The sequence below is a fragment of the Vreelandella lionensis genome (genome assembly GCF_002087295.1).
Lineage (GTDB): Bacteria > Pseudomonadota > Gammaproteobacteria > Pseudomonadales > Halomonadaceae > Vreelandella > Vreelandella lionensis.
On record NZ_MWVI01000095.1, the window covers coordinates 90,331 to 111,246 of the forward strand.

Genomic DNA, 20,916 nt, shown 5'->3' on the forward strand with positions numbered 1-20,916 from the left:
CATCGACTTTACCCGCTATCCCAACGATCATATACGTTTCATTGACGAGTTTTTAACGCTATGGGGACACTCTTAACTCCCGCCCGCATGGAAGCACTGCAAGAGCGCGTCGAAAGGATCGTAGAGCGCCTAAAGCCCTGGAGTTGGCTCTGGCCGCCCATGGCGTTTGCGGCCGGATTAGGCAGCTTTTTCCTCGTTGATCGCCAACAGTGGCTGGGGGCTGCTCTGGCGCTGGGGCTGCTGTTTGCTTGGCTACTGCTACTATCTGAAAGTTTGATTGGCCGCTGGCTGGCCCATCGCAGTCATCCGACGCTACCGAAAGGCATTACCGCTTTTATCGCTCAAATGATTCACCAGGAGACGCTGTTTTTTACCTTGCCGTTTATTCTGGTGACCACCGTGTGGAACAGCGGCCAAGCGCTGTTCGCGCTGTTGGTGATTGGCATGGCCGTGTGGTCGATTATCGATCCGCTCTACTACAAGCTCGCTGGGCGCTGGCGTAGTCTCTATTTTATGTTTCATGCCCAGTGTGTGTTCTTGGTACTACTGGTCATTCTGCCCATCATGGTGCACCTCACCACGGGACAGAGCCTACTGTTAGCATTGGTATTAACTGTTTTAGTGGCTCTACCTAGCTTTTGGCATTTATTGAAAAAGCGCTCCCTCGCGCGCTGGCTAGGCTTTTTTGCACTAACCGTGGTGCTGGCTTATGGGGCATGGCTTGGTCGCGTGTGGGTACCGCCCGCTAGCCTCTGGATGACCAGCACAGCGCTATCCCCAGCGTTTGATACACAGCAGCGCACACCTCAAGGCACCATGGCATTGACGCCTGATGCTATCCGCAGTAATGGGCTGTATGTGTATACCGCTATTCGTGCGCCTCGCGGATTAAGCGAAACTATCTACCATACCTGGCATCATAACGGTGCAGAGATGGACACCGTAGAGCTGGCGATTAACGGCGGACGCGAACAGGGTTACCGAGCATGGAGCCACAAACAGAATTTCCCGCAAGACCCTTCAGGGGAGTGGCGCATTGATATTATGACGGACAGTGGCCAGCGGCTGGGGCTGATTCGGTTTACTGTTTCAGAGGACCCTGATCAGGCGACGATGGCTGATAGCACCATTCAGCCTAGCGGGCTGAGTGCTCTTAATTTACGCCGTTTTATTCCTGGTAAGGGCGGCATCCAAAGCGATTCATCAGAGCCGGAGTAGCAGAACACCTTGCATTCAGCGACGCAGCTTATGACAATTCGCCCACTTACATTTTTCGGTAGTTAGTTAACTATGGCTTCAACAACAATTGGTTTTCGTATTGCTCGCTTGCCCCACCTGTGGCGCTCAATTCTAGACCGCAGATTGGCACCGTTGGGCTTAACCCAAACCCGCTGGGTAACGCTGTATCATCTGTGGAAGTTGGGCGAAGGCAACCCTCAGGGTGATTTAGCGCGAGCCATTGGCGTCGAAGCGCCATCCTTAGTGCGCACCTTGGGCCAGCTTGAAGAACAGGGCTTAGTAGAGCGGCGCGCTTGCGACAACGACCGTCGCAGCAAGCGCATCTACCTTACCCCAGCGGCTATGCCGTTACTTGAGAAGATTGATGACGTCGTTCTCGCAGCGCGCCAGGAGATGCTAGCAGGCCTTAGCGATAGCGACCTGACACAGCTTGAGCAGTGGCTAGCGCTCATTGAATCAAATGGCTTAGCGATGCAAGCTAGGGACCTGGAAGGCCCTAAAAACTAATTACCTTCTACCCTATCTTCTACCGCGCCACCTGCCTCTAGCGGCTTTGCAGGTGGGCGGTCGGATAATCCACTGAGCGCGGCTTTTAGCGGCTCGATATCAGCCAGATACGTTATAAAGCGTTCGGCAGTTTGTGACTCCCACCACCATAGAGTCAGCGCATGCGCATTAGACTCCAATACCAACGCATCTTGTGGTAGACGCTCCAGCAGTGTTTGCAGGTGCACACGAGCCGTTTCAGATAGTGGCCGTAGTGGCGCAATGCGCCAGCGCCAACCCGCGTGAAAAGGCTCCAAAGCGTCACTAGCGTTGGAATCACGTACCAGTACAAAATCAGGCCCAGGCGCCTGTTGCGGGTAGTGCCAGCGATACGCGGGCATCGTGCCTCTAAAATGATGTAGAGGTGGTTTGGCCACTTTAACGGCTACTCCATGCTGGGCTGCGCTGACGCGCAGCGCCATTTGACGCTTTTGTCGCGGGCTTGGCTTTAACCACATGACCGGCGCGATCACAAACATCAGAATCGAGACGATGATTAACCATTCCATTGCACTATCCACCCTATTTCGCCAAACTGAATTAGCGTTTTACAAAAACCATGATCCAGGTCGTTGTTAAGATAAAGCACCCAGCCTAAAGTAAAGGGTATCTAACAAAGCCTTTCTTTGTTAAACACCATCAAGGAGATACGCCATGAGCTATCGCCATATTCTGGTTGCCGTTGACTTAACCAAAGATTCTCACAAAATTCTCGAGCGTGCGGTGGCGATTGCTGAGCGCAACAACGGCGCCAAAATCTCTATTATGCATACTCTTGAGCCACTGGGATTCGCTTACGGCGGCGATATTCCTATGGATCTTACCAGCATCCAGGACCAGCTAGATGAGCATGCCAAGAAGCGCTTAGCGGAGATCGCCGCACCTCACGTCGAGGCCGCTGACCAGCATGTGGTGGTAGGTATGCCGGACACTGAGATTCATCGCTTTGCCGAAGAGCACGACGTTGACCTCATCGTGGTTGGCTCCCATGGCCGTCACGGCTTTGCTTTGCTGCTTGGCTCCACCTCTACTGGCGTATTACACGGCGCTCAGTGCGACGTTTTAGCCGTTCGTGTGGGCAAAAAAGGTGAAAAAAGCGACGAATAGCTTTTTTAACGGTAAAGGCCCCATCCGGGGCCTTTAGCATATAACAGCGCTAGCTATTCGCCATTGGCCATTGCTTCAAGCTCCATCCAACGCTCCATCGCCCCTTCCAGTGCCTGCTGAACATTCTCTAGCGCTTGCAGTTTAGCCGTCACAGCGGTGGCCTCCTGCTGATAAAACGCCGGGTCGCCAATCTCCTGCTCAAGCGTCTCTACGTCACCCTCTAAGCGTTCAATCTCAGCGGGCAGCGCATCTAGCTCACGCTGTAGTTTGTAAGAGAGCTTAACGGCTTTTTTAGCCGGTTCCGCCGCTGGGGCTGGAGTGGCTTTCTTAACGGCCTCGCTGGTGGGCTCGGTTTGCTGACGCGCCGCGCCTTCCCACGGTGCAGGGGGCAACTTACCGCCCTGGCGAATCCAGTCGGTATAGCCGCCCACGTATTCACGCACGCGCCCTTCGCCTTCGAATGCCAGCATGCTGGTGACCACGTTATCCATGAACGTTCGGTCGTGGGAAACCAGCAGCAGAGTGCCATCAAAATCTAACAGCAGCTCTTCAAGCAGCTCCAACGTTTCCATATCTAGGTCGTTGGTGGGCTCATCAAGCACCAGCACGTTAGCGGGCTGAGTAAACAGCTTGGCTAACAGCAGGCGGTTGGACTCGCCCCCGGATAGCGCTTTCACCGGCTGACGCACGCGATCTGGGGTGAACAAGAAGTCCTGCAGATAGCTCATGACGTGGCGGTCTTTACCACCCACGCTGACTCGGTCGCTACCTTGGGCGACGTTATCGTAAACCGTTTTTTCCAGCTCAAGCCCGGCACGTAACTGGTCGAAATAGGCCACTTTCAGGTTAGTGCCTAACTGCACGCTGCCTTCGGTAGGTGCCAGCTCGCCGAGTAAAATCTTCAGTAGCGTGGTTTTACCCGCACCGTTACGGCCAAGGAAGCCAATACGATCACCGCGCATCACTTCTAGGTTCACATTGCCTAGGATGACATCATCCCCGAAGCGCTGCGTAACGCCCTTCAGCTCGACAACCCGCTTACCGGTACGCTCGCCGCTGTCCACGGTGAGATTGGCGGTGCCCTGGCGTTCGCGGCGCTGGCTTCGCTCCACGCGCATTTGTTCAAGCTCACGCACCCGGCCTTCATTACGAGTACGCCGAGCCTTCACGCCCTGGCGAATCCAGACTTCTTCTTGCGCCAATTTTTTATCAAAGAGCGCATTTTCACGCGACTCCACTTCCCAGCTCGTGCTGCTTGCGCTCTTGGTACTCGGCGTAAGCACCTGGATAACGGCCCAGCTTACCGCGATCCAGCTCCAGGATATTGGTGGCAAGCTTTGACAGGAACGCCCGGTCGTGGGTGATCAGCAGTACCGCGCCGTTAAAAGCCAGCAGTTGCTCTTCCAGCCACGCAATGGTGTCCAGGTCCAGGTGGTTAGTCGGCTCATCGAGCAGCAGTAAATCGGGCTCGGAGACTAATGCGCGCGCCAGCGCCACACGACGACGCCAGCCACCGGAAAGCGCGCTCATCTCGGCTTCTGGCGGCAGACCCAACCGGGTTAACACTACGTCGATACGCTGATGGAACGACCAGCCGTCAATGGCTTCAAGACGCGTTTGCAGCGTCGCCATGCGGTTCATATCCGGGTCGGGGTCATTGATGAGATGCTGATATTCAGAGAGCAGCTCGCCCGCTTCCGGTAGGCCTTGAGCGACCATATCAAAAATCGTCATGCCCGATGATTCAGGCAGTTCCTGGGCCAGCACGCCGATTTTCAAGCCCGGGGCACGCCAGATGGAGCCGTCGTCGGCCTGAATATCGCCCGCCACCAGCTTTAGTAGCGTGGATTTACCGGTGCCGTTGCGCCCGACCAGCGCCAGCCGCTCGCCTCTTTCAACCGTTAGGTCGGCGCGGTTAAGCAGTACTTGGGTGCCGTAAGCGAGTTGCAGCTGTTCGAGTCGTAACAGGGTCACGCAGTGTCCTCCTTCGTCGTGAGGCGCACAGTGTAACGCATGCATCCGAATTACGATGCACCCTTGTAGAGCCAAGCCAAACAACGTGCTAACGTCATAGGCTAATTAACAACAATAAAGCGGTGTTGAAAAACGCTGGTAAGGTGAAATCACCGTGACAGTGACTGTCTCCATGCATTTTGTTAATGAGTTATTTCGTGGCCTAACCGCTGCGGGGCAACCACCCACCCGCTATTTAGAACAAGCAGGCATTTCACCCTTTTTACTCAGTGCTCCTAATGGGCGCGTCACCGTTGAGCAATTTGCTGAGCTCTACCGCCTGCTGGCCGTTGAGCTAGACGATGAAACACCGCGTTTTTTCTCACGCCCTTTACGCTGTGGAACCCTCAAGCTGCTGTGCTTAAGTATGCTGGAAGCGCCTACCCTGCAGGTCGCCCTGCATCGCTATACCCAGTTTTTTCGCATACTTCTGGATGATTTTGGCTACAGCTTTACGATTGAAGACGACTTAGCTCGTCTGGCGCTGGAAGAGCATGCGCCGCTGCAAGGCAGCCGCATTTTAGTCCATGAGCTGATGATAAAACTTTTCCACGGCATCGCTTCCTGGATGATTGCTCGCAAGATACCGCCCGTTTTAATGGAGTGCAGCTACCCGCAGCCCGCCCACAGCGCCGACTACCTCTATTTTTATCCGGGAAAAGTGAAGTTCGACCAGCCACAAACGGCTGTTTACTTCGACAAGTCGCTCTTAGAACAGCCTATTCGGCAAACAAAGCAGCATTTGGAGGCTTTTTTACAACGCGCACCGGCGGATTGGTTTTATGTCTCGTTTGAATACCGCTTAGCCACCCACCGGGTGAGAGAGCACCACAGTCGTCACTTGCCGGAGGCGTGTACTGTTCAGAGGTTGCCGAGGCGCTGCATGTCTCCGTACGGACGCTCTCGAGGCATTTACAACTAGAGGGTACGCGCTTTCAAGCCGTTAAGGATGAGTACCGGCGTGACTACGCTATTCAAGCGCTGACCCGAAGCCAGCGTACGCTATCTTCCATTGCAGAAACGCTTGGCTTTGAGGACTTAGCCTGCTTTAGCCGCGCCTTTAAGCAGTGGACAGGTAACTCCCCTGCCGCCTACCGTAAAGCACAGGCGACAAGGTGAGAGGTTCGCGCTTATATCTCGGTACGAATGCGCTTTTTATCTAGCTTGCCGACGCTGGTTTTAGGGATTTCATCGACGATACGAATCAGAGAGGGAACACCCCAACGGTTGAGTTTGCCTTGCGCCACAAACTGTTCCATAAAGCCCTGAATAGCCTCTACGGTAGGCGGCTGTTTGAGATCACTGGGCACCACCAGCGCGGCCGGGCGCTCTCCCCACTTATCATCTGCCACGCCTATCACCGCCACTTCGGCAACACCCGGACACTGGCTGATATAACTTTCCAGCTCCAATGAGGACAGCCACTCGCCGCCGGTTTTAATGACATCTTTAATACGGTCGCTAATCGCTAGGAAACCGTGCTCATCCAGAGAACCCACATCTCCGGTATGCAACCAGCCATCTTGCCACAGCTCCTCGCTACGCTTTTCTTCTTTATAGTAAGCCTGGGTTAGCCACGGGGCTTGGACACGCACTTCCCCGACGCTTTTGCCATCATGGGGGAGCGGCTGGCCGTCAACATCGACCACCTGCAGCCTTACAAACGGCACCGGAAGCCCTGCTTTACAGCGCCACGGCAACTGGCTTTCAAAGTCAGCCTCGGCGACCTCTTTGGGTAAAATATCGGCCGTGAGCAGCGGGCACGTTTCCGACATACCATAGGCACTGCGGGTATCGATCCCCAACGCCCAGGCACGACTTGCCAGTGCCTGAGTTAAGGCGCTGCCGCCTACCAAGACTTTCCAGCCGGTTAAATCCACCTTCTTCGATGCAATCGCATCGGCACTGACCACCATATTAAGCAGCGTCGGCACGCAGTGAGAAAAGTCGACCTTTTCGCTGACCAGCAGCTTCACCAGCATCTCAGGCTCGTATTTGCCCGGATACACCTGGGTCGCCCCTAACAGCGTGGCCGTGTAAGGGACCCCCCAGGCGTGAACGTGAAACATCGGCGTAATGGGCATATACACTTTATCTCGGTTCAGCAGCTCAAAACCGGGGGCTTGAAACGAGCTGGCCTCGCCTAACGTGTGCAACACAAGCTGGCGGTGTGTGAAAAACACCCCTTTAGGATTACCCGTTGTGCCGGTGGTGTAGAACAGCGTGGCCACGCCATTTTCATCAAAAGAGGGGAAGTCGTAATGGCTTGGTTGCTCAGCCAGCAGCGCTTCAAATTCCCCCACCAGGGGTAGCGACGTAGCCACCTCTTTTGGTGCCTCCTGGCAGAGTAAGTAGCCGCGAATGTTGGGTAGTTGGTGCGCCAGCGGCTCCAGCAGGGGTACAAAGTCTTCATGCACCAGCACAAAGACATCTTCTGCGTGCTCCATGGTGTAAAGAATCTGTTCGGGTGCTAAACGTACGTTCACCGTATGCAGTACCGCACCGATCATGGGGATGGCGAAAAAGCACTCCAAATAACGGTGGCTGTCCCAATCCAGTACGGCCACCACGTCTCCAGCCTGAACGCCTTGTGAGGTCAGAAGGTGGGCCAATTGATGGACCCGCTCTTGAAATCGGCGGTAGTCGTGGCGGCTTTGATCGCGATACACAATTTGGTTGTTGCCCGCCATGCGCACACCGGACTCCAGCAGATCCTTGATCAGCATGGGAGGGTTGGTGGCAGAAGACGTAGGAGGAAGCAGTTTTGGCGTTATCGTCGACATAAAACATACCTTTGATTGTTGTTAGATACCCGGGGCGGCTTAGCGCTCGATCAATAGCGCGATACCTTGCCCACCGCCAATGCAGAGCGTAATGAGCCCATAGCGCCCCTGAATGCGCTCCAGCTCATGCAGCGCTTTCAAGATTAAGATAGCGCCTGTCGCCCCCACGGGATGGCCAAGGGCAACCGCCCCGCCATTGGGATTTAACTTTTCCAATGGAAAACCAAGCGTCGATGCCACCGCCATCGCTTGGGCCGCAAACGCTTCATTGGATTCAATCACATCGATATCGTTGATCGTAAGCCCTGCCTGCTGAAGGCAGCGCTTGACTGCTGGAATAGGCCCCAAACCCATTAGCGATGGTTCGACCCCCGCCGTGGTGGCCACCCGCAGCCGAGCACGTACCGTCAGCCCCCGCGCCTGAGCCTCTTCAGCATGAGCCAAGACCAGCGTTGCCGCGCCATCATTAATACCCGAGGCGTTGCCAGCCGTGACCACGCCATCGCGTTTGAACGCAGGTTTTAGACGCGCTAAATCACCAAGTTCAACGCCCTCACGGACATGCTCATCACGGGCAAAGGTCAGCGTTTGCTTCCCTTTCGTCACCTCAACTGGAACGATTTGAGTATCAAAATGCCCTTCTGATATAGCCCGCGCTGCTTTTTGATGGCTATCAAGCGCGAACTGATCCAACTGCTCACGACTCAGCCCGTACTGCTGAGCAATATTTTCAGCGGTAATCCCCATATGGCCACTGCCGAACGGGTCGCTAAGCACGCCGAGGGTTAAATCTTGAATGGAGCAATCCCCCATACGGATGCCATTACGCGCCTGGGGGGCTAACACATAGGCACCACGGGACATGGTTTCGGCACCGCCTGCTAAAGCAAGTCGGCTGTCGCCTAAGGCAATTTGCTGCGCAGCTGACACCACCGCTTGCACACCGGAGCCGCATAGGCGATTGACATTAAAGGCACCGGCTTCTTTTGGGACGCCTGCATTGAGCGCAATATGGCGGGCCAAATAGGCTCTTTCGGGCCGGTGGTAATAATATGACCGTACACAGAGTGATCAATGTCATTGCCTTCCACCCCTGCTCGGCGCAGCGCTTCTATGGCCGTAAGGGTACCAAGCTCATGCGGGGCAAAGGATGACAGCGCCCCACCAAAAGCGCCGATGGCGGCGCGCGCACCGCCCACAATGACTACGCTATCCAGCTGCATACATGCTCCTTGTTAACAATACTCAGCCCCTTGCATCACGGGGCCTTGCCCAGCAGCGAACGCGCGATCACCTCTTTCATGATCTCGGAGCTGCCGGCGTAAATCGTTTGAACCCGTGCATCCAGATAAAAGCGTGAAATGGGGTACTCCTGGGTGTAGCCGTAGCCACCAAACAGCTGCAAGCAGCGATCAATCGCATGGCACTGCAGTTCGCTCAGCTGTAACTTGAGAATAGCCGCATCGGTGCTACTCATGGTGCCTTGTCGGTACCGTTCGACGCACTGTTCAAAATAGGCTCTTGCCATTTCAAGCTGGGCTTTAATCTGCGCCAGCGTAAAGCGGGTATTTTGAAAGTCGGCGATTCGCTGGCCAAAGGCTTCCCGCTGGGTGACGTACTCAAGCGTTAGCGCTAGCGCACCTTCTATCGCCCCCAAAGCTTGGGCACCCACGCCCAAACGCTCCCGGGGCAGCTCTTGCATGAGGTAGCTAAACCCTTCGCCCTCTTCACCTAATAGCGCATTAGCAGGCAGTTTCAGTTGATCAAAGGCCAGCTCCGCCGTATCACTAGCGTGCTGGCCAATTTTTTTGATCGGCTTACCACGAGAAAATCCGGGCAACGCGGTGTCCACCAAAAACAGTGAGACCCCTTTTGCGCCAGCGTAGGGGTCTGTTTTCGCGCACACGATAACCAGGTCGGCTACCTGACCATTGGTGATGAACAGTTTGCTACCGTTGAGCAGCCAACCATCGTCTATACGCGTGGCTCGGGTTTTCATCGCCGCTAAATCACTGCCTGCGTGGGGTTCGCTCATGGCAATCGCTCCTAAGCACTCACCTTGAGCCATACGCGGCAGCCATGTCTCTTTCTGTGCAGGCGACCCCAGGTTCTGCACATAGGGCATGACGATATTGGCGTGAATGTTGTAGGCACTGGCAAGGCCACCAAAACCTTGGCGAGACATCTCCTCCAGTGCCAGTTGAGTCACCGAATATCGGCCCCCGAACCGCCATACGCTTCCTCTAGATCAATGCCTAACAGTCCAGCGGCGCCCAGCGCCTTCCATAAAGAGCGCGGTATTTCTCCTGCGTCTTCCCACTGCGGGTAAAACGGCGCCACTTCCTGTGCTAAGCAGCGGGTAATCATGGTGTGAAAAAGCGCGTGTGTCTGCTCGTCCATCATGACTCCTTAAACTCTTGGCGCAGGTGGCGCTTTAAAATTTTCCCTGCCGTGCTTTTCGGAGCGCGTCAGTAAAGACAATCCGTTTAGGCACTTTATAGGGCGCCACAATGCTTTTGGTGTGATGAATCAGCTCCTGCTCGCTCGCCTCCTGCCCCTCTTTCAGCACCACCACTGCCGTAATCGCTTCAATCCACTTCTCATCCGGAAGGCCTATCACGGCGACCTCAGCAATCGCCGCGTGCTTAAAGAGTGCCTCTTCCACCTCTCGGCTAGCCACCAACACACCGCCGGTATTAATGCGTCTTTAATACGATCTACGATATATAGGTAACCCGCCTCGTCGATATAGCCGACATCTCCTGAGTGAAACCAGCCGCCTTGAAACGCTTCAGCGGTCATCGCGGGCTTATCCCAGTAACCCACCATTAGCTGCGGCGAGCGATGCACAATTTCACCATGTTCACCAGGGGCAACGTCGTTCCCTTCTAAATCGACGATGCGCGTTTCTACCGTAAGGATCGGGCGGCCCGCCGATGCCGGGCGCTCCGCATGCTCTTCAGGTCGTAAAACAGTCGCTAATGGGGCTATTTCGCTCTGGCCGTAGCAGTTGTATAAGCCCACGCCAGGAAAGCGCTGCTGCATCTCTTCCAGTACCGGTACCGGCATAATAGAGGCACCGTAATAGGCTTTTTTCAGGGTAGAGAGGTCGTGCTGGCCGAACTGCGGATGGCGTAAGAGGCTAATCCATACCGTCGGCGGTGCAAAAAATGAGGTAATCTGGTGCTGAGCAATGGCGGCTAAGCAGCTGTCTGGCATTGGCGCTTCCAGGAGAATAACCGGGGCACCAAGCAGTAACGCGGGCATCAAAAACACGTGCATTTGTGCCGAGTGGTAAAGCGGCAACGCGGCCAACATCGCCTCACTGCCTTTAATATCCAGCTCTACCATGCACGCCATATACTCTGCCATTAACGCCTGATGGCTCATCATCGCGGCCTTGGGCGCGGCGGTCGTACCCGAGGTGTAGAGCAGCTGGGCAAGGCTACTCCCCTCTAGCGCCACGTCGGGCTCATTACTTGAGTGGGACGACCCGACGCAGGCTAATACGTCGAAGCCGCCAGGCTCCACAGCATGCAAGGTGCCATTCACCGTCAGCGTGATTGCCTGAGTGGCCTCGCGCACTTTGTCCGCAAGTGAGGCATCACTCAGCACTCCCTTGGCGCCTGACTGCTGCAAAATGTAGCCAAGCTCTTCACTGCTCAGGGCAAAGTTGACCGGGACATGCACAAGCCCAGCCTTAACCGCTGCCAGCCAGGCAATCACATAGGCATCTGAGTTTTTTCCATATACCGCTAGTCGGTCTCCTGGGACAAGCCCCGCCTCTAAAAGAGCGTTAGCCACTTGGTTAGCGGCCACGTTGAGGGCTTGATAGCTCCATGAACGGTCAGCAAAGCGAAGCGCAAGCTGCTGGGGGTATTTGCGAGCGCTGCGGTTAAGCGCAGCGCCAATGGTATTACGGTGGATTGAGTTGGTAAGCGTCATGCTAAGTCCTTGTTGTTATGGTCTAAAAGGCTTCAGCGATGAATTAACCCGTTACCAGTGGGCAGACACTTTCAGACAGCGGCCGGAACGCTTCCTCTGCTGGGATAGTGCGCACGACGCGGAAAAGGTCGTCTGCATCGGCCGACTCTTCTGGCGTTTTCACTTCGACGAGATACATATCATGCACCATACGGCCGTCTTCACGGATATAGCCATTTTTGGCAAAAATATCGTTAATCGGCGTATCGGCCATCTGCTGTCGCACCGTCTGTGTATCGTCGGTACCCACCGCTGCAATGGCCTCTAGATAGTGGCGCGTGCTGGAATAAATCCCGGCGTGAACCATGGTCGGCATGCTGCCTGTGCGCTCACGAAACCGTTCTGCCCAGGCCCGCGTCTCTTCGTTAAGGTCGTATACCGCGCCTTGGTAAACTGAAGCCCTTGCGCATTCTCAAGACCAATACTGCGGATATCGGTACTAAACAGCACCATACCTGCCAGCACCTGACCGGCCTGCGTAATACCAAACTCACCCGCTGTTTGTACGGCGTTAATGGTGTCGCCACCGGCATTGTTTAAGGCAATGACATCCGCGCCAGAGGCTTGCGCTTGTAACATGAACGATGAGAAATCGTTATTGGGGAATGGATGGCGAGCGCGGCCTACAATGGTTCCGCCATTTTCAGTCACTACACGTTCAACGTCCGCTTCTAGCGCATGCCCAAAAGAGTAGTCAGCGCTGAGTAGGTACCAGTTTTTATAGCCCTCTTGCGTAATCGCTTTGGCGGTACCATTGGACATTGCCCAGGTGTCGTAAACCCAGTGGATATGATTAGGCGAGCAGTGCTCATTGGTAACACCGGATGAAACCGCGCCATTCACTAGGCCCAGCTTATCGGCCTCTTGCAACAAACTTACTGCCGCTAATGTGACCGATGACGCCACCAAGCCTGTGACCATGTCGACGTTGCGCTCATCGATCCATTCACGTACGACGCTAGAGCCGACATCGGGACTATTTCGGTCATCGGCACTAAAGACAACGATATTGGCACCCTGCACGCTACCGCCAACATCTTCTATCGCCATATGAATGGCATCTTCGCCAAGCGGGCCGATGGGGTCACGTTAAACGCCTGACATATCAGCCAAATAGCCAATCCGAATCTCATTATCAGAGATGCCTTCATTGGCCGTTACTTGAGGCGCGTAGACCGCTGTAAGCACCGCTGCGGATAGTGCTGTCATTGCGAAGCGACGTGATAGCTGCATGATATATACCTGTCTATTGTTGTTATTAAGCCAGTATTTACTGTGCATTTATGCGATGAACCACCTGCATAGTAAAAGTAAACACTCGGCTTCTGTTTACCTAACAAGCCAGTTTTTTTGCAATTCGTGCCATTCGTACTGTGTGTGAACGGTAGGAGCATTAGTGGTTGTGGGCCGCCAGCGTTACAATAGCGTTAATGACACATGGCGGAGGAATACAGTTTGGCAAGCACTGAGGCCGATACGTTTGTACCCGAAGCACTGCAATTTCGCTCTTCGACGCCTTTGGTGGATATTGGCGCGAATTTGACCCATGAAAGTTTTCAGCGCGACCTGGGTGACGTGCTGGCGCGGGCCAAAGCGGCCAATGTCACGACGCTTATCGTGACCGGAACCGATGTCGCCCATGCAAAGCAGGCCGTGCAGATGGCGCAGCAGTACACGGGGGTCTACGCAACGGCGGGCGTTCATCCCCATGATGCCCGTGGGGGGAATGACACGGTCGCCCCAGAAAAGCGGCAGCTTTACCGTATGCCGGAGGTCGTGGCGGTTGGCGGGGGCGGGGTAGATTTTAATCGCAACTTTTCAACCCCAGAGCAGCAGGAGCATGCGTTCGAGGCGCAGTTGGCTCTGTCAGCAGAAAGCGGCCTGCCGCTGTTTTTGCATGAGCGGGATGCTGGCAAGCGGATGCAAGACATACTGCGCAGTTGGCGAAATGATATTAGCCAGGCGGTTATACACTGCTTTACGGCGGACCAAGAGACGCTGCATGGCTATCTTGATTTAGATCTGCACATTGGTTTGACGGGCTGGATATGCGATGAGCGCAGAGGCCATCACCTGCGCGACATGGTGCGCGATATACCGCTAGACCGCCTGATGGTGGAAACCGACTGCCCTTACCTACTGCCCCGCAATTTGCCTGCTAAATTGAAGGGACGCCGCCACGAACCAGCGCTACTGCCCTGGATTGTTAAAGAAATAGCCCGCTGGCATGACGTGAGTGATACCGAGCTTGGCGCGGCGACCACTCGCACCGCCCAGCGTTTTTTCCGAATTGAAGCGGACGCTTAAAAGGAGCAACTGCGTGGCTGACTATCCTGGATTTATTGCCATTGAAATAGGCGAAGATAATGGCTTGCCGCTCTCTATTGCGTGGTCGTTACCCGACGGGCGAATCAAACAAACGCTGATCCAGCCGGACGACAGCTGGATCACCGAAGATAGCAATGTGATGGGTGCTTATAGCATTGAGGAGTTAGAGAGCTTAGGCGTCAGCCCTCTAGATGTGATTCGTGAATTAGAGAACGACCACTTCTCTGCCACGCTATACACCAGCGATAACGGCGAAGATGAGGCCGCGCTGGCGCGTTTGTTTGATACCTACGGCCTGGACCCCTTTGTAGAGCTGGCACCCGCAGAGGTACTTTACGATCAGCTCAGCTCTAGTGAATGGCACCGCCTGCGTAGCGAGATGTTTAACGACCTGGGCTTAGAGCCAATGCGTCCGGAGCACGAAGTTGAGGTGATGCTCACGTTGCACCAACAGCTTAATGAAAAAGATTAAGCGCTAACTTCAGTGGCTGCTAGCAGCGCTCTGCCTGCGGCTATTGCCTGTTCCAACGTATCGCCCTGCTGATAGTAGCGCGTCAAGGCTAAGTAGAACGCATTGGCGCGTTGCGGCAACCCTTCTGCTAAATAGCGCTGCGCCCGGGCAGCGACTCTCTGCGCAAAGGCATCTCGATCTACCTCTACTTCGCCCCCTAGGTTATCCACACTAACGTGAAAGGTACGCCCGCAGGCCTTTGTGAATAGCTGTTCCAGCGCCTGAGGAGCAATTTCAGCATTTTCGAATGCCTGCTGCTCTTGGGCGTTACGGCCATCGGGCAAGTACCAATAGCCATAATCTTCTAACAGTCGCCTTTCTTTACCCGCAATACACCAATGGCTGATTTCATGTAGCGCGCTGGCAAAGTAACCACGCGCAAAAATGACCTGATGATAGGGTGTTTGTTCGGTTGCCGGACGATACAGCGGCTCATCGCCTCCTTTTATCAAACGCGTCTGGCAATGCGCCGCAAAGACGCCATCAAACAGCGCCATAATATCGCCCAGGGTCCAACGCTCTTGCTCTTCAATCACCATATTGCCACTTTTCCCATGCATTTCGCGCAGTATACCCGCTGCGGCTTAACCAGCTAAAGAGGAGACAGCAAAGCGCAGCGACTCCTGCTACTCTATCGGCCTTTCTTAGGTCTCTTTGCTAAAGGGGAGCCATACCTTGGGCGGCTTTACTAGCGATATCAAATCCATCTATTGGCCAGAAACTCGCACACTTGTTGCGCTGGCCTTGCCTATTTGCGGCGCTCAGCTAGCCCGGGCGGGCATGAGCGTTGTCGATGTCATGATGACAGGTAGACACAACGCAACGGACTTAGCCGCCGTATCAGTAGGCTCAAGCTTATGGATGCCGCTGATGCTGTTTATGACCGGCACGCTGATGGGGCTAACGCCGATCGTGGCGCACTTACTGGGCGGCCAGCGCAATAACGATATACGCCCGGCCGTACATCAAGCCCTTTGGGTGGCGTTGGCATTAGGCATCATTGCCGCAGGTTTATTATGGGTCGCCGTTACACCTATTTTTGAACTGATGAACGTTCCTCCTGGTGTTGCACAGGAGTCGGCGGCTTATCTAAGCGCCGTTGCTTTTGGAATGCCTGGGACCGCGCTTTTTCAAGCGTTACGCGCCTTTTCAGATGGCATGAATCATACTCGCCCTGCTCTCTGGATCAGCCTTGTGGGCCTTGCCGTTAACATCCCCTTTAACTATTTGCTCATTTACGGTGGTGATGGCCTAGTCAATCTATTGGGTGCTGGCATCCCTAATAGCTTGCAACAGCTACCGGCGCTGGGGGCTTTTGGCTGCGGTATTGCCACCGCTATTTCGATGTGGACAATGGCAATCGCGATGGCGCTTTATACAAGGCGCGGAAACACCTACCGCAGCTTTTCACTTTGGGAGCAGCTTACGCCGCCACAATTGGCGGGCATTCGTGAACTTGTGGTGGTGGGTGTGCCTATCGGCGTCGCGATTTTTGTTGAAGTCACTCTATTTACTCTGATCGCGCTGTTTATAGCCAGCTTTGGAGAAGTCACTGTAGGTGCGCACCAAATCGCCCTCAGTTACACCACCATTCTGTTTATGCTGCCCATGTCGTTAAGCATGGCGTTGACCGTTCGAGTAGGTAATACGCTGGGCCAGCAACGTTTAGCGATGGCACGCAAAGTCGCTTGGAATGGCATTACGATTAGCATTATCGTCGCGGCTATCAACAGCACGCTATTATGGTTTACGGCCGCTCCGGTGATTTCACTCTACACATCCAATACTGAGATCCAGGCACTAGCATTAACTATTATCACGTTAGCGGTTGTTTTTCAGCTATCGGATTCATTGCAGGTGAATTTGGCAGGGGCACTACGCGGTTATAAAGACACGCGCATCGTCATGGTTATCACCGTGCTCTCTTATTGGATTGTGGGCTTAGGAGGTGGCCACTGGTTAGGAACCTATGGTTTGGGAGGTGTGTCTGACCCAATGGGCGTACACGGATACTGGATTGGGCTGATTGCTGGTCTCAGCACAGCTGCTGTATTGCTGGCTTGGCGATTAAAAACGATCAGCCAACAGGAGTAATCCATGCTTCCCAAGCAACGTTACGGCAAGTGGCTAGCCGCTTCGGCTAGCCTATTTCTTATGGCATGCGGTGATCACAGCGCCGATCAAGCTTGGTCTAGCTACCATCAACAGTTGGCGGATGCGCTCAACGCCCCTCCACCTGAGCGGATGGAGCCTCGTAACATTGGTGCCTTTCCTGAACGCCAGCAACGCTTAATTGAGCTGCCTGAAACCCGTGATGGCATGCTCAACATCTATGCACTTCGTGAGTGCCAAATCACTTCCCTGATTGCCGCTCGTAATAACCAGCTTGGCCGAGTTGCGCCACCCAGCCAGCACTGGCTTTATGAGCGCACCCTTTGGCAGCGGCTGGATGCCTGCTGGAATAGTGATGTGCCAGATAGTTAAAGTGAAGATGACAAAGCACGCCTCGCACATCTAACCGAGTTAAAAACCGAGCAGTTACCCGCCGTCAGTTGGAATGCCATTTTTGATTCCGAAGAGTGGGTAAAAAGCTTTTCCAGAGCCAGTAGCCCACTGCCCGCTCTAACACAAGTCGACTTAAGCGGACAGCTAGACGCTACCGAGTACTTGGAGCAGATGGTTGCTCAGCAATTCAGCCAGTCTTGGGAACAAGACTCCTCGACCCTTGAAGGGCATCTCAAAACGCTGCAGGAGCGTCCACTAACCGCAGAGGTGTTGCGTGCCCTGCTCCTCGCCGAACAGCGCCTTAGCGAAGCTAACCAACTACTAAAGCGCGCTACAGGCTCTGAGACGTGCTTGTCGGTGGATGAACCTGCGTGGCTAACCACATTGGCACAACACTCCCAGCAGTGGCTTACCAGCATTAACCGGTTAATTGATATCCACCCGGTCTCTCCTCCTGAAGCGGTTAACGAGTATCAAAGTGCATGGCTTTCTATGAGCAACCCGGAGGCTCCTTGGCAGCAGTTTCAGAAGGAATGGGAGGCACATAAGCAGTTAAAAGCCTCGTTTAAATACTGCACTTCTGATTAAAAATGACGTTTACGCTTAACCTCGCGCTCAAGCTGTGCTATTGGTGAAGGTAGCGGCAGGCGGTGTTCACTGTCTGCCAATGTCGTGACCACGCAGTACAAGGAGGGACACCATGGGCGCACCCCTGTCAACTCGCTCTGCCCAGGTCATCGACCTGGAAACCGTGCGTCAGCGTCAGCAGGCGCGAAAGTGTTTAGTTCGTTTAGCACCAGAGCTAGATGGCTTAGAGCTGGTCTACCAGCTCGCTGCGAGTCCCGACACCTACTACGGCCTGCCCATTCTTGCCTGGGGGCTTAGGGAAGATGGCAACGTTGGGGGGCTTGTTCCTTGGATGGAGTCGCTGGCGGCGTGTCATGAATTAGATAGCCATGAAAGTGGTTTCTTCGTCGGCTACCGAGACCCTGAAACCGACGAAATTTTCGAGCTTCCCCCTGACCATAAGTACGATGAGCTAAACGCCGCTGCCAGCTATTTTGAGTATGAGGCTTCTAGCGAAATTACGCTGATTCAGCAGCTTCCTGATACTTTGGGCACACATGCACTCTGCATGAACCATCCTAATGCGCCTTGGCATATGAAGCCTGTTTACGGATGGCGCTTATATAGTAATGGCAGCATAGAAGCGATGGTGGCAGACGAGCAAAAAGCCACCATGACACCCATTCTGCTGGGCGACAAGTGTCTATACGACGCGCATTCCCGACATCAAACCGTCTATTTCTTCCAACGCCATATTGCCAATCGCATTTTGGAGGAGGATCCCGCAACGCTTGAGGCATTAGCCATGATGGTAGTGCCTAGCAGCGACAACATATAATTGCTAACAAGCAAGGCACTACACCATTAGTCGGTGAGTGCCTTGCCTTGGCTCCACAAGATCATGCCAAGCGGATAAAGTAGATGTACTGATCATCTGCGATATTTTTATCGATTAGCTCATGGCCCTAAAAATTGACAAAACTTGGGCACGTCGCGCGTAGTCGCAGGGTCGGTTGCCACGACCTTCAATACTTGGCCTGCCGTCATATCACGGACTTTATTATGCATCAGCATAATAGGCTCAGGGCAATATAGCCCGGTGGTATCTAGTTCAGCGTCAAACGCGTTGTGGTCATGGGTATTATCAGTCATCGACTCTCTCGGTTAGGAAACAGACACTATGATAAAAATCATCATTGAACGACGCATTATGCCCGGTTTAGAGGACGAATATGAACAAGCAGCGCGCGAAGCAATGCGTGTGTCACTGGGAGTTAGAGGCTTCGTTGGTGGTGAAACCTTGGTTGAGCTTGGCCACACAGACCGCCGTTTAATGATTACCAAATGGCGCGACTTGCGCGCTTGGAAAGAGTGGCACGCCAGTGAAGAGCGCGCCATGGCAATGCAGCGTATTTTACCGCTACTTACCGAAGACGAAACCATCCGCATTTATGAGCCAGGCTACTAGCCCAGCGGCGGATACCTGCCCAGGTTAGTGAGCCAGCCTAACGTATACCGTCACCTCTTCCCGATCATGGTAGAGGTGGCGACAACGAATAGTGGCTCCTACGCCCGCTGTCGCTAACGCTTCTTCTAGCGTTGCCAAACAGCGAGTTACTTCATCCCAGCGCTTTTTCATCGGCAGCTTGAGGTTAAAAATGGCCTCCCGGCACCACTTGCGCGTCAGCCAGCGCTCAACCATGGCCAAGACCCGTACTGGCTTGTCGACGATGTCACACACCAGCCAGTCCAAACGCTGGGGCGGCTCCCAGGTAAAGCCATCTTCACGTAGGTGATCGATCTGCCCGGTGGCCATGAGCTGTTTGTCCATTGGGCCGTTATCGATGGCATAGACATACATACCGCGCTGCACAAGCTGCCATGTCCAGCCACCTGGCGCTGCGCCTAAATCAGCCGCCTGCATATGCGTAGCTAGGCGCTCGTCCCACTCTTCCCGGCGGCTAAACTCGTGCCAGGCTTCTTCGAGCTTCAACGTTGAACGGCTAGGTGCTCTGGATGGAAAACGCAGGCGACGAATTCCGTTAATTAACTCACTGCGGTTATCGGGAAAGCTCATGCCTAGCTGCACACGATCACCGTCTGTCCAAAAAATATGCAAGCGGCGAGCACCCGCCTTACCCCGTAATGCACCACGCTTTTTCAACATACTCTGAAGCGGTTTTGTCAGCGCTTTAATTAATCCGGCTAGCGCTTTGCCATCATTAGTATCCGGCGTTTCGTGCCAAATTTCTTCAAAGCTCCAGCGCCTTGCTGTGACCTGATCTAAAATCGCCGTAAGCCGATCATCTCGAGACAGGGTCAACGCGGGCAGCGCTGCTAAACTTTGCCTTGCAAATATGAGCCGTTGAAAGGCTGCCTGACGGTGTAAATCATTAATCGCTTCGCCATCATGGCGCGTTAAACTTACCCAGCCCTCTCCTTGCGTAGGCTCGCAGATAATCTCCTGCTGCTTCGCATGGTGCTGCATTTCTGCCAACGCATCGCTTTCAAAGCCCGGCCGACAGTAAACTAGCCATGACGTGGGTACCGTGTCACTCACCTTTCACCTCAAACATAATATGCCACCAATAGACACGAACGTACTTAAAAGCTTTGCTCGCGTTGCGGCATGCATCATAGCACTTTCTATGTGCCTCGCTCTAAGCGTGCGTCGTCTTTTACTGAGAAGTGGCGTACACTATCTGAATAGTCCTTTCTTTATGGAGAGGGCTTTTTTTATGCCATTCAACACCATTTGTATAACAACGCAGCCAGCCTTTTGCTACTGCGTTTGCCAAGGAGAGCATCATGGGGCAGCGACCTCCCCTCATAATCAACCGGCTTGATGCAGACCGTCTGCAGCGCCTGATTGATGCAGCGACTGAAAAGGATCAAATGGTGGCTGAGCTACTGCAAGATGAGCTTAGTCGCGGGGAAGTCGTCGATCCCGAAGAAATCCCTGATAACGTTGTGAGTATGAATAGCCAAATTCAGTTTACCGATCTCACGCGTAATCAGCAGATGATACGTACACTGGTTTACCCGCACTCTCTGGGTAACACCCAAGACGCCATTTCTATTATGGCGCCCATTGGAGCTAGCCTGTTAGGCCTAAAGGTAGGCGATACTATCGATTGGCCACTGCCCAACCAGCAGACAACTCGTTTACGGGTAGACGCCATTCTCTGGCAGCCTGAACGCGAGAAACAGTACCACCGCTAATCGTTTAGCAACCTATCTTAGCCGCTCCTAACGAGCGGCTTTTTTATTGCTGATACCCCGCGGGCATAGTACGCCCACAGCAAAAAGCCCCGAGCAGGCGGTGCACGGGGC

18 protein-coding genes and 6 pseudogenes are annotated in these 20,916 nt (G+C 54.1%); 12 read left to right on the forward strand and 12 right to left on the reverse strand.

Annotated elements, in window-relative coordinates; translation table 11 throughout:
* Positions 1–60 precede the first annotated feature (60 nt).
* Positions 61–1,218, forward strand: coding sequence for a DUF5924 family protein (locus B4967_RS14900; protein ID WP_083026076.1), 1,158 nt, complete (start codon positions 61–63; stop codon positions 1,216–1,218).
* A 72-nt stretch (positions 1,219–1,290) separates the two neighbouring features.
* Positions 1,291–1,746 (forward strand): transcriptional regulator SlyA, encoded by a 456-nt coding sequence (slyA, locus tag B4967_RS14905; protein ID WP_083026077.1) that lies wholly within the window; start codon positions 1,291–1,293, stop codon positions 1,744–1,746.
* On the opposite strand, the gene B4967_RS14910 is transcribed toward slyA, so the two are convergent.
* Positions 1,743–2,294, reverse strand: a complete 552-nt coding sequence (locus B4967_RS14910) for a preprotein translocase subunit YajC (protein ID WP_083026079.1) — start codon at positions 2,292–2,294, stop codon at positions 1,743–1,745. The genes slyA and B4967_RS14910 overlap by 4 nt on opposite strands.
* 145 nt (positions 2,295–2,439) lie before the next feature.
* Here B4967_RS14910 and B4967_RS14915 point away from each other — a divergent pair, with 145 nt between their 5' ends.
* Positions 2,440–2,892 carry a universal stress protein gene (locus B4967_RS14915; RefSeq protein WP_083026081.1) on the forward strand — a complete coding sequence of 151 codons (453 nt, stop codon included), beginning with the start codon at positions 2,440–2,442 and terminating at the stop codon, positions 2,890–2,892.
* A 53-nt stretch (positions 2,893–2,945) separates the two neighbouring features.
* Here B4967_RS14915 and B4967_RS14920 read toward each other — a convergent pair.
* Positions 2,946–4,866 (reverse strand): annotated as a pseudogene (locus B4967_RS14920) (ATP-binding cassette domain-containing protein).
* Positions 4,867–5,020: 154 nt separating this feature from the next.
* Here B4967_RS14920 and B4967_RS14925 point away from each other — a divergent pair.
* Both B4967_RS14925 and B4967_RS19780 read left to right on the forward strand, forming a co-directional pair.
* Positions 5,021–5,827, forward strand: a complete 807-nt coding sequence (locus B4967_RS14925; protein ID WP_243470622.1) for an AraC family transcriptional regulator — start codon at positions 5,021–5,023, stop codon at positions 5,825–5,827.
* A complete protein-coding gene (locus B4967_RS19780) occupies positions 5,758–6,024 on the forward strand; it encodes a helix-turn-helix domain-containing protein (protein ID WP_243470623.1) in 267 nt (88 codons plus the stop codon). The genes B4967_RS14925 and B4967_RS19780 overlap by 70 nt, the downstream gene beginning before the upstream one ends.
* 11 nt (positions 6,025–6,035) lie before the next feature.
* Here B4967_RS19780 and B4967_RS14930 read toward each other — a convergent pair whose 3' ends face one another.
* From B4967_RS14930 to B4967_RS21425, 7 genes and pseudogenes are all read right to left on the reverse strand, one after another.
* The gene (locus B4967_RS14930) at positions 6,036–7,688 is read right to left on the reverse strand and encodes a fatty acid--CoA ligase (protein WP_083026083.1); all 1,653 of its coding nucleotides are present in this window, start codon (positions 7,686–7,688) and stop codon (positions 6,036–6,038) included.
* A 39-nt stretch (positions 7,689–7,727) separates the two neighbouring features.
* Positions 7,728–8,911 (reverse strand): annotated as a pseudogene (gene bktB, locus B4967_RS14935) (beta-ketothiolase BktB).
* A 35-nt stretch (positions 8,912–8,946) separates the two neighbouring features.
* Positions 8,947–10,088 (reverse strand): annotated as a pseudogene (locus B4967_RS14940) (acyl-CoA dehydrogenase family protein).
* A 34-nt stretch (positions 10,089–10,122) separates the two neighbouring features.
* Positions 10,123–10,308 (reverse strand): AMP-binding enzyme, encoded by a 186-nt coding sequence (locus B4967_RS21100; protein WP_340638787.1) that lies wholly within the window; start codon positions 10,306–10,308, stop codon positions 10,123–10,125.
* Positions 10,305–11,633 carry an AMP-binding protein gene (locus B4967_RS14945; protein ID WP_340638788.1) on the reverse strand — a complete coding sequence of 443 codons (1,329 nt, stop codon included), beginning with the start codon at positions 11,631–11,633 and terminating at the stop codon, positions 10,305–10,307. The genes B4967_RS21100 and B4967_RS14945 overlap by 4 nt, the downstream gene beginning before the upstream one ends.
* Before the next feature lie 43 nt (positions 11,634–11,676).
* Positions 11,677–12,722, reverse strand: a pseudogene (locus B4967_RS14950) (ABC transporter substrate-binding protein).
* Positions 12,723–12,761: 39 nt separating this feature from the next.
* Positions 12,762–12,905, reverse strand: coding sequence for a hypothetical protein (locus tag B4967_RS21425; protein WP_422821860.1), 144 nt, complete (start codon positions 12,903–12,905; stop codon positions 12,762–12,764).
* A 204-nt stretch (positions 12,906–13,109) separates the two neighbouring features.
* Here B4967_RS21425 and B4967_RS14955 point away from each other — a divergent pair, with 204 nt between their 5' ends.
* Positions 13,110–13,979 carry a TatD family hydrolase gene (locus B4967_RS14955; protein ID WP_083026085.1) on the forward strand — a complete coding sequence of 290 codons (870 nt, stop codon included), beginning with the start codon at positions 13,110–13,112 and terminating at the stop codon, positions 13,977–13,979.
* Positions 13,980–13,992: 13 nt separating this feature from the next.
* Positions 13,993–14,472, forward strand: a complete 480-nt coding sequence (locus B4967_RS14960) for a hypothetical protein (RefSeq protein ID WP_083026087.1) — start codon at positions 13,993–13,995, stop codon at positions 14,470–14,472.
* On the opposite strand, the gene B4967_RS14965 is transcribed toward B4967_RS14960, so the two are convergent.
* Positions 14,469–15,050, reverse strand: coding sequence for an elongation factor P hydroxylase (locus B4967_RS14965; RefSeq protein WP_083026089.1), 582 nt, complete (start codon positions 15,048–15,050; stop codon positions 14,469–14,471). The genes B4967_RS14960 and B4967_RS14965 overlap by 4 nt on opposite strands.
* Positions 15,051–15,186: 136 nt before the next feature.
* Between B4967_RS14965 and B4967_RS14970 the strand changes: the two genes are divergently transcribed.
* The 3 genes and pseudogenes from B4967_RS14970 to B4967_RS14980 all read left to right on the forward strand — a co-directional run bounded on the left by B4967_RS14970 (position 15,187) and on the right by B4967_RS14980 (position 18,421).
* Entirely contained in the window at positions 15,187–16,605 is a 1,419-nt protein-coding gene (locus B4967_RS14970; RefSeq protein ID WP_083026091.1) for an MATE family efflux transporter, read from the forward strand.
* Positions 16,606–16,665: 60 nt separating this feature from the next.
* Positions 16,666–17,604: pseudogene (locus tag B4967_RS14975) on the forward strand (DUF3080 family protein).
* A 112-nt stretch (positions 17,605–17,716) separates the two neighbouring features.
* Positions 17,717–18,421: a hypothetical protein gene (locus tag B4967_RS14980; RefSeq protein ID WP_083026093.1), complete on the forward strand. Its 705-nt coding sequence runs from the start codon at positions 17,717–17,719 to the stop codon at positions 18,419–18,421.
* A gap of 61 nt (positions 18,422–18,482) precedes the next feature.
* On the opposite strand, the pseudogene tusA reads toward B4967_RS14980, so the two are convergent.
* Positions 18,483–18,735 (reverse strand): annotated as a pseudogene (gene tusA / locus B4967_RS14985) (sulfurtransferase TusA).
* A gap of 28 nt (positions 18,736–18,763) precedes the next feature.
* Here tusA and B4967_RS14990 point away from each other — a divergent pair.
* A complete protein-coding gene (locus B4967_RS14990) occupies positions 18,764–19,051 on the forward strand; it encodes an antibiotic biosynthesis monooxygenase family protein (protein WP_044629788.1) in 288 nt (95 codons plus the stop codon).
* A gap of 24 nt (positions 19,052–19,075) precedes the next feature.
* Here the strand turns inward: B4967_RS14990 and rlmM are convergent, their stop codons facing one another.
* Positions 19,076–20,143: a 23S rRNA (cytidine(2498)-2'-O)-methyltransferase RlmM gene (gene rlmM, locus B4967_RS14995; protein ID WP_083026094.1), complete on the reverse strand. Its 1,068-nt coding sequence runs from the start codon at positions 20,141–20,143 to the stop codon at positions 19,076–19,078.
* Between the two features lie 248 nt (positions 20,144–20,391).
* On the opposite strand from rlmM, the gene rnk reads away from it, so the two are divergent.
* Positions 20,392–20,805 carry a nucleoside diphosphate kinase regulator gene (gene rnk / locus B4967_RS15000; protein ID WP_083026096.1) on the forward strand — a complete coding sequence of 138 codons (414 nt, stop codon included), beginning with the start codon at positions 20,392–20,394 and terminating at the stop codon, positions 20,803–20,805.
* Positions 20,806–20,916 lie beyond the last annotated feature (111 nt).